Here is a 12874-nt window from a genome sequence, read left to right as displayed (position 1 = left end):
ATGACGCAAACTCTGTTAGCGATTGAAAATTTGTCGGTGGGTTTTCGCCATCAGCAAACCGTACGTACAGTAGTCAATGATGTTTCACTACAGATTGAGGCTGGCGAAACGCTGGCGCTGGTGGGTGAGTCAGGTTCAGGCAAAAGCGTTACCGCGCTGTCAATTTTACGCCTGCTCCCTTCCCCGCCGGTTGAATATCTCTCCGGCGATATTCGTTTTCATGGCGAATCGCTGCTTCATGCCAGCGATCAAACGTTGCGCGGTGTACGCGGTAATAAGATCGCCATGATTTTTCAGGAACCGATGGTGTCGTTAAATCCATTGCATACCCTGGAAAAACAGCTTTATGAAGTGCTTTCACTCCACCGCGGGATGCGTCGGGAAGCGGCTCGTGGCGAAATTCTTAACTGCCTTGATCGCGTCGGTATCCGCCAGGCGGCAAAACGGCTGACAGATTATCCGCATCAGCTCTCCGGCGGCGAACGCCAGCGGGTGATGATTGCGATGGCGCTGTTAACGCGACCGGAATTATTAATTGCCGATGAACCGACCACCGCACTGGACGTCTCTGTCCAGGCGCAGATTTTACAGCTGTTGCGCGAACTGCAAGGCGAGCTGAATATGGGCATGCTGTTTATTACTCATAACCTCAGCATTGTCAGAAAACTGGCCCACCGCGTGGCGGTAATGCAAAACGGTCGCTGTGTCGAGCAAAATAACGCCGCTACGCTATTTGCCTCACCCACTCATCCTTACACACAAAAGCTACTCAACAGTGAACCGTCAGGCGATCCGGTACCGTTGCCAGAACCTGCCTCAACGTTGCTGGATGTTGAACAGCTTCAGGTTGCCTTCCCCATTCGCAAAGGGATTTTGAAGCGCATTGTGGATCATAATGTGGTGGTGAAAAACATCAGTTTTACGCTACGGGCGGGTGAAACACTGGGTTTAGTGGGCGAGTCTGGTTCCGGGAAAAGCACGACGGGACTGGCGCTGCTGCGACTGATTACCTCTCAGGGCAGCATCGTCTTTGACGGTCAGCCACTGCAAGATTTAAATCGCCGCCAGCTGTTACCTACTCGTCATCGTATTCAGGTGGTATTTCAGGATCCAAACTCCTCGCTCAACCCACGACTCAACGTTTTGCAGATTATTGAGGAAGGCTTACGGGTTCACCAGCCGACGCTTTCTGCCGCACAACGCGAACAACAAGTGATAGCCGTGATGCATGAAGTGGGATTAGATCCTGAAACACGCCACCGTTATCCGGCGGAGTTCTCTGGTGGTCAGCGACAACGTATTGCGATTGCCAGGGCATTAATTCTTAAGCCCTCACTGATCATACTTGATGAACCGACATCATCACTCGACAAAACGGTACAGGCGCAAATATTGACGCTATTGAAATCATTGCAACAAAAGCATCAACTGGCCTATTTGTTTATCAGCCACGATTTGCACGTTGTCCACGCGTTATGTCATCAGGTTATCGTACTGCGACAAGGGGAAGTAGTGGAACAAGGACCGTGCGCGCGCGTGTTTGCCGCACCGCAGCAGGAGTATACGCGTCAGCTACTGGCGTTGAGCTGACGCTTAAAAAGGATTGTAGTTTGAAAAGGGTTCGGCAATTGCCACACCAAAATTTTTCAATCGGCATGTTGCAGCAAACTCGTCCTGGCGATTTACAAACAGGCACGGCTCACCTTCACACTCCAGCACCGAACATGGAACTTCGATGTCGCTTAACGCCTGGCTTAGTTTATACATCACCGACCATGCATTATCACCATCCGGGCTAAGCAATTTAAGCGCCACCAGGCTGTTGTCACCGCACGGTCCATTTTGCGGAATCGGTTCAACCTTCGAACCTGCGAAACCAGCAGACCAGCGAAAGTTCTGCGGTAGACGATGGACGATTGAGAGTTGTAATGAAGTCACTTATTTTCCCCGGAAGCACATTTACTTCACAATTTATTTACATCAATTTTAACACATCATCAACAATCCGTCTTTATACAGATCGTAAAGATTGATGCCTCGCCTGCATGGCCTCTATGGCTCTGATTTAAGTAATATCTGCGGGCGTGGTCACGTTTGCGGGGCTATATGTACCCGTTTCTGCGATCTAACTCAACCTTTTTAACTACAATGATGTGACTTTTTACATAAATTGATTTTACATAAAATAAACATATATCGGGGGAATGATAGATTTGTGGTTGACATGCATCAACAAAGGAAGCCTTTTAGCTTCCTCGTTGTGCAATAGATCACCGTTTTTTCGGTCGACTGGCGTACAGACAGAAGAGAATGGAGCTGGTTGCGCAGAATGCAATTGACCAAATCATCGGCCATGCAGAGTTAAAGGTCGCAAGAGAAAGCAATGCGCCAACAATTGCCCCTATGCCAAAACGGAAGGTTCCTGCCAGCGAAGATGCCGTTCCCGCCATATGGGGAAACTCATCAAGAATGACCGCCATCGCATTGGATGACACCATAGACACGCAGCCCACAAACGCCGCAACGCCAACCACCAGCGACCAGAATCCCAGCCCCAGCAGCGCACTGATGACCATCCACGCTGCCATAATAAATTGTATCCACAACCCCGAGCGGAACATATTTAACGCGCCAATGCGGCGGACGAAGCGGCTGTTAAAGATGGTCATCACGAACAGAAAAACAATGTTTAGCGCAAAGTAATAACCAAAGTTTTCCGGTGCAACGTGGTTGATTTCAATGTAGACAAACGGTCCGGCGCTCAGGAACGAGAACATTCCGGCAAAGCTGAAACCGCTGGCCAGCATATAACTCAGGACACGCTTATGACGGAACAGCGCCGCAAAGTTACCAATAGTGGTACGAATGTGAAAAGGCTGGCGAGGATCCAGAAGATGTAATGCCAGCTCAGCCACACCAGCACCCAGCCGCCAACTATCGGTGCCATCAGCGGTGCAATGGTCGTCACCAGCATGACAAACGACATCATCCGCGAGAACTCTTCTTTCGGGTAAATATCACGCATCAAAGCGTTGATAACCACGCTGGCCGCAGCCGCAGCCAGCCCGTGGAAGAAACGCATCACAATCAGCTGATCGATGGTTTGTGCCAACGCACACGCCACCGCGGCGGCGGCAAACACCAGCGTACCGCCAAGAACCACCGGCTTACGCCCGAAGCTGTCTGCCATCGGCCCGTAGATTAACTGCCCCAACGCAAAGCCCAGAATATAAGTACTCAGGGTCATCTGCGTACTGCCCGCCGGTACGCCAAACTGCGCTGAAATTACCGGTAGCGCGGGCAGATACATATCAATCGACAGCGGCATCAACATGGCCAGCAGGCCAAGGATAAAAACAATAGCAAACGACGAATGCTGTCGGGTGGTCACAACGGGCTCCTGAAAGTCATTGAAAAGTTAGACGACGCTGGCAATTTCTTCTTCAGTTAACGGACGATATTCACCGGGGGCTAAATCAGCATCCAGCGTAATGCCGCCAATACGTTCACGATGCAGCTCAACCACATGGTTACCCACGGCGGCGAACATGCGTTTCACCTGATGATAACGCCCTTCGCTGATGGTCAGACGAACCTGCGTTGGGGTAATCACTTCCAGCACCGCCGGCTTAGTGAGATCTTTTTCGTTATGCAGCTGCACGCCTTTAGCAAATTGTTCTGCCGTATCGTCAGCTACGGGTGATACCAGCGTCACCAGATAGGTCTTCTCGCAATGATGGCGCGGAGAAGTAATGCGGTGCGACCACTGACCATCATCTGTCATTAGTACCAGACCGGTGGTATCGATATCCAGCCGCCCTGCGGCGTGCAGTTTCCACGCTACCGGTTCATCTAGAAAATAGAGCACCGTTGGGTGATCAGGGTCGTCCGTGGAGCAAACATAACCCTGAGGCTTATTGAGCATGAAGTAACGTGGACCGTGTTGCTGCGCCAGCGGGTTGCCATCGTAAGCGACATCATGTTCAGGAAGCAGTTTGAACGCTGCATTACGGACGATTTCGCCATCGACGGTGACACGATTGCCGCGGATTTCACGCCCGGCAATAGCACGGCTAACGCCGAGTTGCTGTGCGATAAATTTATCAAGTCGCATGTGTGTGATTTTGCCTGTAAAAAACGGAGGTCGGGTAATGACCCGAATATCTGAACTGTTGTCTGCCCAGTATAGCGGTCTAATAACATCCCTCAAGGGAAAAAGATCCGTGGCATACTATTAGCAGAATAATCTACCTACGCGAGACCATGATTTTTACACTTCGCCCATATCAGCAAGAAGCCGTGGATGCCACGCTCAACCATTTTCGTCGTCATAAAACCCCTGCCGTTATCGTGCTGCCCACCGGTGCAGGTAAAAGCCTGGTGATAGCGGAACTGGCACGGCTGGCTCGTGGTCGCGTACTGGTGCTGGCACACGTTAAAGAACTGGTGGCGCAAAACCATGCAAAGTATCAGGCGCTGGGGCTGGAAGCCGATATTTTTGCCGCCGGGCTGAAGCGTAAAGAGAGCCACGGTAAAGTGGTATTTGGCAGTGTGCAGTCGGTCGCCCGTAATATTGATGCCTTTCAGGGTGAATTTTCGCTGTTGATTGTCGATGAATGTCACCGTATTGGTGACGATGAAGAGAGCCAGTATCAGCAAATCCTCACTCACCTGACAAAAGTGAATCCCCACTTACGCCTGCTGGGGCTGACTGCCACGCCTTTTCGATTGGGCAAAGGTTGGATCTACCAGTTCCATTATCACGGCATGGTACGCAGCGATGAGAAAGCCCTTTTCCGTGACTGCATTTATGAGCTGCCCCTGCGTTATATGATTAAACACAGCTATCTGACGCCGCCAGAACGACTGGATATGCCAGTAGTGCAATATGATTTCAGCCGCTTGCAGGCACAGAGCAACGGGCTGTTCAGCGAAGCCGATCTCAACCGTGAGCTGAAAAAACAGCAACGTATTACCCCGCACATCATCAGCCAGATTATGGAGTTCGCCGAAAAGCGTAAAGGAGTGATGATTTTCGCCGCGACGGTCGAACACGCAAAAGAGATTGTGGGATTACTGCCTGCCGAAGATGCAGCACTGATTACTGGCGACACCCCCGGCGCTGAGCGCGATGTGTTAATTGAAAATTTTAAAGCCCAGCGTTTTCGCTATCTGGTCAACGTCGCGGTACTGACCACCGGATTTGACGCCCCGCACGTCGATCTTATCGCCATTCTGCGCCCTACCGAATCAGTGAGTCTTTACCAACAAATTGTCGGGCGCGGTCTGCGTCTCGCTCCGGGCAAGACTGATTGTTTAATTCTTGATTATGCGGGTAATCCTCACGATCTCTACGCGCCGGAAGTTGGTACACCGAAAGGCAAAAGTGACAACGTTCCGGTACAGGTTTTCTGCCCTGCCTGCGGTTTTGCCAACACCTTTTGGGGGAAAACGACCGCCGACGGGACATTGATTGAACACTTTGGTCGCCGCTGTCAGGGATGGTTTGAAGATGACGACGGTCATCGCGAACAGTGTGACTTCCGTTTCCGTTTTAAAAATTGCCCGCAATGTAACGCAGAAAATGATATTGCCGCTCGCCGCTGCCGCGAATGTGACACGGTACTGGTTGATCCGGATGATATGTTAAAAGCGGCGCTACGACTGAAAGATGCGCTGGTATTACGCTGTAGCGGCATGTCTTTGCAGCATGGGCACGACGAGAAAGGCGAATGGTTGAAAATCACCTATTACGATGAAGACGGTGCGGATGTGAGTGAGCGTTTCCGTCTGCAAACACCTGCCCAGCGTACCGCCTTCGAGCAGCTTTTTATCCGCCCGCATACGCGCACACCGGGCATCCCGCTGCGCTGGATCACCGCCGCCGATATCCTCGCCCAGCAAGCCTTATTGCGACCCCCGGATTTTGTCGTCGCCCGCATGAAAGGCCAGTACTGGCAGGTGCGTGAAAAAGTGTTCGATTACGAAGGTCGTTTTCGTCGGGCGCACGAATTACGCGGTTAATGGTAGTTTTGATTGATGTATAAGGCGATTGAGTATAGAATCTCACCCGCTTTTGCATACGCAAAGCAGATCACTTACCTGTTGCTGGGTCGCCTGTAGCAGGATTAATTTAAGAGAGAAAGAAATGTTTACTATCAACGCAGAAGTACGTAAAGAGCAGGGTAAGGGTGCGAGCCGCCGCCTGCGTGCCGCTAACAAGTTCCCGGCAATCATCTACGGTGGCAAAGAAGCGCCGCTGGCTATCGAGCTGGATCACGACAAAGTCATGAACATGCAAGCTAAAGCTGAATTCTACAGCGAAGTTCTGACCATCGTTGTTGACGGTAAAGAAATCAAAGTTAAAGCTCAGGACGTACAGCGTCACCCGTACAAACCGAAGCTGCAGCACATCGACTTCGTTCGCGCTTAATTGCTGAATAAGTTGTAAAAAACCCCGCTCCGGCGGGGTTTTTTGTATCTGCAGATTATGCCTGATTACGGTATTGCTATTTTTTGCAGGCCAGATAAGGCGTTCACGCCGCATCTGGCATTCAGAACACAAAACCGATTAATTGCCGCCAGACGTCCGGCGCTGCAATTGGTCGCGCAAATTCGGCGGCGTGCCTTTAATGGTCAGGGTATCGGTCGCCGGCTCCCAGAAGATGCGTTCACCTAACAGCATCGCATCAAAGTTAATAGTCAAGCCACCGCCGCTACCGGCAAACTTCGTCAACTGACGCAGTGTGCTCCGGTCTGCCGGGAAGCTCTCTTCCAGTTCGTAGCCTTTTTCAGCCGCAAACTCCGTGAAGCTCACTTCGCTTACGCCTGCCAGCTCTTTCGACAGCGATTCCAGTTCGATCTCTTCGCCTGCCTGCAGCTGCTCATTACAGTAGCTATAAACCTGCTGGCGCACGTTCTGTCGCTCTGCTTTATCCAGTTGTGCTTCGGCAGTGAAATCATCAACCGCTTGCAACAGCCCACGGTTTTGCGCTTTCGTGTTCAATCCTTCGCTGGCCCCGAGGAAATCCATAAAGAAATCCGCCACTTTGCGCCCTACTCGCCCTTTCAGGAAAGTGAGATAGCGGGTGGACTCTGGATTGGTTTCCCATTCGGTTAAATCGATACGCGCAACAATATCCGCATGATTGATATCAAGATAATGGGTTGGGTTGATGTCGAGATTTTCGTTAACACGCATACTGCTCAGGTTGCTCAGAACTGCCACCAGCAGATACTCCACCGCCAGATAACGGTAGTGGCAAAACAGCACGAATCCACCGTCAGCAAAAGGATATTTCGCTAATTCGTCACGCAGGCGACCAGTTGCCGCGCGGCTAAATGCCAGAAAGTCCTCTTCGCCCTGACGCTGTAAGCGCAGCGTCTGCGCCAGTTCACTCTCTTCGCTAAACAAGCCGTAAGCTTTATTTTTGGCGCTATAGACCCGATGCAGTTCTGCCACCATCTCAACGACGGTTTCTGTCGGTTCCAGCAATGAATCGCGCAACACCAGCTCAAGGTTCTGCTCATCACGCTTGATAAGCTGGTGCAGAGCAATCTGGTTGATATCCAGACTCATGATAAACTCTCCTTTAAGACCGGGCGGTATTCAACCACCGCCGGTTAAGCGACGCAATAAAAGATGGCGGTCATTTTACAGAAGGCAGCGTAACGAGAATGATTTAACGCATAAAAAAGCAGAAAAAAAACCGTTGCTACGGTAATATGTTGCCCTTTCATCAACTAACTGATTTCGATTTATGCCACAAATTTCCCGCTACAGTGATGAACAGGTTGAACAATTGCTCGCAGAGCTGCTCAACGTACTGGAAAAACATAAGGCTCCGACCGACCTTTCCCTGATGGTGTTAGGCAACATGGTCACTAACCTTATCAACACCAGCATTGCCCCGGCCCAACGCCAGGCAATTGCCAACTCTTTTGCCCGCGCCTTACAGTCCTCTATCAACGAAGACAAAGCGCACTAAGGGAAACAGATAACAGGTTATGGTAACTCATCGTCAGCGCTACCGTGAAAAAGTCTCCCAGATGGTCAGTTGGGGGCACTGGTTTGCACTGTTCAATATTCTGCTTTCGCTCGTCATTGGCAGCCGTTACCTGTTTATCGCCGACTGGCCGACAACGCTTGCTGGTCGCATTTATTCCTACGTAAGCATTATCGGCCATTTCAGCTTCCTGGTGTTCGCCACCTACTTGCTGATCCTCTTCCCGCTGACCTTTATCGTCGGCTCCCAGAGGCTGATGAGGTTTTTGTCCGTCATTCTGGCAACGGCGGGAATGACGCTATTACTGATCGATAGCGAAGTCTTTACTCGTTTCCATCTCCATCTTAATCCCATCGTCTGGCAGTTGGTTATCAACCCAGACGAAAATGAGATGGCGCGCGACTGGCAGCTGATGTTCATCAGCGTGCCGGTTATTTTATTGCTTGAACTGGTGTTTGCGACGTGGAGCTGGCAAAAGCTGCGCAGCCTGACGCGTCGTCGACGCTTCGCGCGCCCGCTGGCCGCATTCTTATTTATCGCCTTTATCGCCTCGCATGTGGTGTATATCTGGGCCGATGCCAACTTCTATCGCCCGATCACCATGCAGCGCGCTAACCTGCCGCTTTCGTACCCGATGACGGCGCGACGTTTTCTTGAGAAGCATGGTCTGCTTGATGCGCAGGAGTATCAACGCCGTCTTATTGAGCAAGGTAATCCAGACGCCGTTTCCGTTCAGTATCCGTTAAGCGAACTGCGCTATCGCGATATGGGCACCGGGCAGAATGTGCTGTTGATTACTGTCGATGGCCTGAACTACTCACGCTTCGAGAAGCAGATGCCTGCGCTGGCAGGTTTTGCTGAGCAAAATATTTCGTTCACGCGCCATATGAGCTCCGGCAACACTACAGACAACGGCATCTTTGGCCTGTTCTATGGTATCTCGCCGAGCTATATGGACGGCATTCTGTCGACCCGTACGCCTGCGGCATTAATTACTGCGCTTAATCAGCAAGGCTATCAGCTGGGGTTATTCTCATCAGATGGCTTTACCAGCCCGCTGTATCGCCAGGCATTGTTGTCAGATTTCTCGATGCCGAGCGTACGCACCCAATCCGACGAGCAGACCGCCACGCAGTGGATCAACTGGCTGGGCCACTACGCACAAGAAGATAACCGCTGGTTCTCGTGGGTTTCTTTCAATGGCACTAACATTGACGACAGCAATCAGCAGGCATTTGCACGGAAATATAGCCGGGCGGCAGGCAATGTCGATGACCAGATCAACCGCGTGCTCAATGCACTGCGTGATTCTGGCAAACTGGACAATACGGTTGTGATTATCACTGCCGGTCGGGGTATTCCGCTGAGCGAAGACGAAGAAACCTTTGACTGGTCCCACGGTCATCTGCAGGTGCCATTAGTGATTCACTGGCCAGGCACGCCGGCGCAGCGTATTAATGCGCTGACTGATCATACCGATCTGATGACGACGCTGATGCAACGCCTGCTACATGTCAGCACACCTGCCAGCGAATATTCGCAAGGTCAGGATTTGTTCAACCCTCAACGCCGTCATTACTGGGTTACTGCAGCGGATAACGATACGCTGGCAATTACCACCCCGAAAAAGACGCTGGTGCTGAACAATAACGGTAAATACCGCACTTACAACTTACGTGGTGAAAGAGTGAAAGATGAAAAACCACAGTTAAGTTTGTTATTGCAAGTGCTGACAGACGAGAAGCGTTTTATCGCTAACTGATTAATTATAAATCAGTTAGCGAAATATCTTACTTGCAATCGGTGTGGAAAACGGTAGTATTAGCAGCCACGAGTCGGCACGTAGCGCAGCCTGGTAGCGCACCGTCATGGGGTGTCGGGGGTCGGAGGTTCAAATCCTCTCGTGCCGACCAAAAATCCCAAGAAAAAACCAACCTTTACGGTTGGTTTTTTTATATCTGCAATTAATTTGATAAACAGACCGTGACACATCACAGCCTGTTTATTTTCTGTTATCAGAACGTCCAGACCACTCCCGCCTGAGTATTCCACGGCGATTCTACCCCTGCGCCATTGCCATAGCTGACTGACAAATGACCGCTTAACGTCGGGGTAAACGATGACCTTATCCCAGCCTGATAAACGCCACGGGTTCCAGCCACATCATTATTAAATTTGCCATCGTCATTAACTTTCACATGGTTAGAATCGGCCTATTCCTGACGCACGGCGGCTTTCAGCCAGGGTTCCAACGTCGTACCGTTTTGCAGGTCCATGTGATAGCTTACCGCCGTTCCCGCTTCAGCGCGTAATATCCGGGTATTTCCCACATCCGCGCGCATGCCGTTTGATAACGTGTAGTCCTGACCATCTGTGGTAAAGCCGGTAAAGGCGAGATAGGGGCTAACACTCCACAATCCGTCAACCCAACGGAACCCGCTCTCAACATGAGCACCCGCGCCGTTACTATTGTAATCGCCAAACGCTGTTGCCCCATTACTCATCTTGCCATGGATGGTGTTGGCAAAACGGTCAACTTTCACCACCCCATCAACATAGGCACCGTTCTGATGCTCCCAACCGGCATAAGCCCCCAGGGTGTAGCTATCAATATTGCCTTTGCCGCCGCGATCAAAACCAATATCAGAATGAGAGTAATCAAAGAACAAGCCGCGAATTGTGCTGCTTTCTTCACGGGAGAAACGGCTATCGATACCGAGCGTCAGGCCCGTCAATGTTTGCTCAAAGCCAGCTCCCGCATCAGTGGTCACGTTGTTGCGGGTGTTAATTGCCGAACTCCACATCGCCGTATCGTAATTAACGCCTTTTACGCTACCAAGACGCTCACGCACGGTGTCCAGTTCTGCATCAAATACCAGCGGTTGTGCTGCTGCCATGTTCAGCACATCAGTGGTTGAAGGGGTAATTTGCGCGCGATTCTCTGCGAGGCTCCAGCTATGGTTGCCATTATCCAGCAAGGTATATTCATACGTACCGATATCAACAACGCCTCCGGCATTGCCCAACGTGAATGCAGCATCACCGCCGCCCGTCGTTACCAGTGTAAGGCTATCTCCTGCTGCCGGGCTGGCCCCCGTGTCCGTCACGAATATTTTGAAATCACCTGTTGCCTGACCGATGACGTTGAGCTGATCGCTCTGATGATTAGCCATATCGGTACGCATATAAAATTGCCGTTTCCCGACAGGGTATTGGTGGTCAACGTAATGAAATTTTCCGCACTTGCCGTCACAGATGAACGAGTCACTGGCTCAGCCATCATAATCACATTTGCGCCGGACATCGCAAGGTTGGCTAAGTTGAGGCGAGTGTTTTGGTTCGTCGTAGTGATATCGGCAATGATGGTCCATGCGCTATTTTCGAGCGAAACGTCCGCTTGGCTGGTATCCACGGCACCATGCGTTCTAAAAGAAGCGCCCTCAGAAACCACTACCTTACCCACCAACATAGCGGGTGCATAATTTATTTTCGGCTTCATGACCTCAAGAATGCCATCATTCCCTCTGACTGACACGTTAACCATTGTGCCAGCCCAGACATTAGCGCGGCCATTGTTGATAACCATATTTTCAGAGATGGCTTTAGAGGAATACGTGATACTTCCATTCTGATCTGATCGACCGAGATCATATACAGCATTTGCCTGCACTTTCGTACCAGTATCCTTTCCCAGCGATTGCATAGTGGCATGCTCATCAAGGATAGTGTCAATGGCCTGAGTGTCCTCCATAACAATGAGCCCGGAGCCATCATCCAGTTCATAATTTTTTGACACACCATCCTTTATACTAAATTGGCCTTTACTGTTTGTACCACTCACTTCCAGCGCATTCGTTGAGACAATTAATTTCCCGCCTGCTTTTTTATCAACGCCAGTTGCAGTCCCGCCATCCATAACCTCCAGTAAGCCGCCACTATCCACAGTGGTATTATAAGCGAAGTCATTTTCTTCAACTCGCAAACTTCCGCCGTTTTCCAACAGCATATTGTTAGCAATACCATTCTTGATTTCGAACTGACCGAGACGGTTTGTTCCGAATACCTCCATGACCCGCGTGGTTGTTTTAATAGCACCGCCTGCTTTCTGATCTACCGCAAATGCTAATCCCCCGTCTTTAACCTCCAGTAATCCTCCCTTTTCGATAGCGGCAAAGACGGCAATCCCATCTTTTTCAACAATTAAGCGCCCGCCTTTAATCGTGGGATCATTCGCCGCGCCTGGATTTGCCCCTATATTTCCAGACACCTGTTATCACTTAACCCATTACTGGCTTGCTGCCGTAGATATTCCCGTGGCGAGCGATAACCCAGTGCACTATGCGGATGCCATTCGTTATAATGCTCGAACGCCTCTGCAAGGTTCTTTGCTGCCGTTAACCCGTCTGGTTTGGGCATGACACTGATGTAGTCACGCTTTATCGTTTTCACGAAGCTCTCTGCTATGCCGTTACTCTCCGGACTCCGCACCGCCGTGCTCTTCGGTTCAAGCCCCAACATCCGGGCAAACTGCCGTGTTTCATTAGCCCGGTAGCATGAACCATTATCCGTCAGCCACTCTACTGGAGACGCCGGAAGCTCGTTGCCGAAGCGGCGTTCCACCGCTCCCAGCATGACGTCCTGTACTGTTTCACTGTTGAAGCCGCCCGTAGTGACCGCCCAGTGCAGTGCCTCACGGTCACAGCAGTCCAGCGCGAACGTGACTCGCAGTTTTTCTCCGTTATCACAGCGGAACTCGAACCCGTCAGAGCACCATCGCTGATTACTTTCTTTCACAGCCACTCTGCCTGTATGTGCCCGTTTCGATGGCGGTACAGCAGGTTTTCGCTCAAGTGTCAGCGCCAGTGATA

At 51.0% G+C, this 12874-nt stretch carries 8 protein-coding genes, 1 tRNA gene and 3 pseudogenes; 6 read left to right on the top strand and 6 right to left on the bottom strand.

Features of this window, described 5'->3' with window-relative positions:
• Window positions 1–1590 (top strand): microcin C ABC transporter ATP-binding protein YejF, encoded by a 1590-nt coding sequence (yejF, locus tag C1P89_RS03035; protein ID WP_000194920.1) that lies wholly within the window; start codon window positions 1–3, stop codon window positions 1588–1590.
• 3 nt (window positions 1591–1593) lie between these two features.
• On the opposite strand, the gene C1P89_RS03030 is transcribed toward yejF, so the two are convergent.
• From C1P89_RS03030 to rsuA, 3 genes and pseudogenes are all read right to left on the bottom strand, one after another.
• Window positions 1594–1938 carry a YejG family protein gene (locus C1P89_RS03030; RefSeq protein WP_000202791.1) on the bottom strand — a complete coding sequence of 115 codons (345 nt, stop codon included), beginning with the start codon at window positions 1936–1938 and terminating at the stop codon, window positions 1594–1596.
• 332 nt (window positions 1939–2270) lie between these two features.
• A pseudogene (locus C1P89_RS03025) lies at window positions 2271–3391 on the bottom strand (Bcr/CflA family multidrug efflux MFS transporter).
• 27 nt (window positions 3392–3418) lie between these two features.
• A complete protein-coding gene (gene rsuA, locus C1P89_RS03020) occupies window positions 3419–4114 on the bottom strand; it encodes a 16S rRNA pseudouridine(516) synthase RsuA (protein ID WP_001234851.1) in 696 nt (231 codons plus the stop codon).
• A gap of 149 nt (window positions 4115–4263) precedes the next feature.
• Here rsuA and radD point away from each other — a divergent pair, with 149 nt between their 5' ends.
• Together radD and rplY are read left to right on the top strand one after the other, a co-directional pair.
• A complete protein-coding gene (gene radD, locus C1P89_RS03015) occupies window positions 4264–6024 on the top strand; it encodes a DNA repair helicase RadD (protein WP_000578042.1) in 1761 nt (586 codons plus the stop codon).
• A gap of 124 nt (window positions 6025–6148) precedes the next feature.
• Window positions 6149–6433: a 50S ribosomal protein L25 gene (gene rplY, locus C1P89_RS03010; protein WP_000494183.1), complete on the top strand. Its 285-nt coding sequence runs from the start codon at window positions 6149–6151 to the stop codon at window positions 6431–6433.
• A gap of 138 nt (window positions 6434–6571) precedes the next feature.
• Here rplY and yejK read toward each other — a convergent pair whose 3' ends face one another.
• Window positions 6572–7579, bottom strand: coding sequence for a nucleoid-associated protein YejK (gene yejK, locus C1P89_RS03005; RefSeq protein ID WP_000050796.1), 1008 nt, complete (start codon window positions 7577–7579; stop codon window positions 6572–6574).
• A gap of 181 nt (window positions 7580–7760) precedes the next feature.
• Here yejK and C1P89_RS03000 point away from each other — a divergent pair, with 181 nt between their 5' ends.
• The 3 genes from C1P89_RS03000 (at window position 7761) to C1P89_RS02990 (ending at window position 9919) form a co-directional block, all read left to right on the top strand.
• Complete coding sequence (locus C1P89_RS03000; RefSeq protein WP_001135667.1) at window positions 7761–7988, top strand: YejL family protein; 228 nt, start codon at window positions 7761–7763, stop codon at window positions 7986–7988.
• 19 nt (window positions 7989–8007) lie between these two features.
• Window positions 8008–9768, top strand: a complete 1761-nt coding sequence (gene yejM, locus C1P89_RS02995; protein ID WP_000256193.1) for an LPS biosynthesis-modulating metalloenzyme YejM — start codon at window positions 8008–8010, stop codon at window positions 9766–9768.
• 74 nt (window positions 9769–9842) lie between these two features.
• Window positions 9843–9919 (top strand) — tRNA-Pro (locus C1P89_RS02990).
• A gap of 102 nt (window positions 9920–10021) precedes the next feature.
• On the opposite strand, the pseudogene yejO reads toward C1P89_RS02990, so the two are convergent.
• Window positions 10022–12246, bottom strand: a pseudogene (gene yejO, locus C1P89_RS02985) (autotransporter YejO); the annotation flags it as partial.
• An 11-nt stretch (window positions 12247–12257) separates the two neighbouring features.
• Window positions 12258–12866 (bottom strand): annotated as a pseudogene (locus tag C1P89_RS02980) (integrase core domain-containing protein); the annotation flags it as partial.
• Window positions 12867–12874 lie beyond the last annotated feature (8 nt).

It is taken from the genome of Shigella sonnei, from assembly GCF_002950395.1.
Lineage (GTDB): Bacteria > Pseudomonadota > Gammaproteobacteria > Enterobacterales > Enterobacteriaceae > ECMA0423.
Note: the sequence above shows the minus strand (reverse complement) of the source record. Positions and strands in the feature narration are given on the sequence as shown.

What these genes read in the sequence shown, in the direction of transcription:
- yejM (WP_000256193.1), top strand. Translation starts at nt 8,008, where the DNA reads ATGGTAACTCATCGTCAGCGCTACCGTGAAAAAGTCTCCCAGATGGTC.
- yejK (WP_000050796.1), bottom strand. Translation starts at nt 7,579, where the DNA reads ATGAGTCTGGATATCAACCAGATTGCTCTGCACCAGCTTATCAAGCGT.
- rplY (WP_000494183.1), top strand. Translation starts at nt 6,149, where the DNA reads ATGTTTACTATCAACGCAGAAGTACGTAAAGAGCAGGGTAAGGGTGCG.
- rsuA (WP_001234851.1), bottom strand. Translation starts at nt 4,114, where the DNA reads ATGCGACTTGATAAATTTATCGCACAGCAACTCGGCGTTAGCCGTGCT.
- yejF (WP_000194920.1), top strand. Translation starts at nt 1, where the DNA reads ATGACGCAAACTCTGTTAGCGATTGAAAATTTGTCGGTGGGTTTTCGC.
- radD (WP_000578042.1), top strand. Translation starts at nt 4,264, where the DNA reads ATGATTTTTACACTTCGCCCATATCAGCAAGAAGCCGTGGATGCCACG.
- C1P89_RS03000 (WP_001135667.1), top strand. Translation starts at nt 7,761, where the DNA reads ATGCCACAAATTTCCCGCTACAGTGATGAACAGGTTGAACAATTGCTC.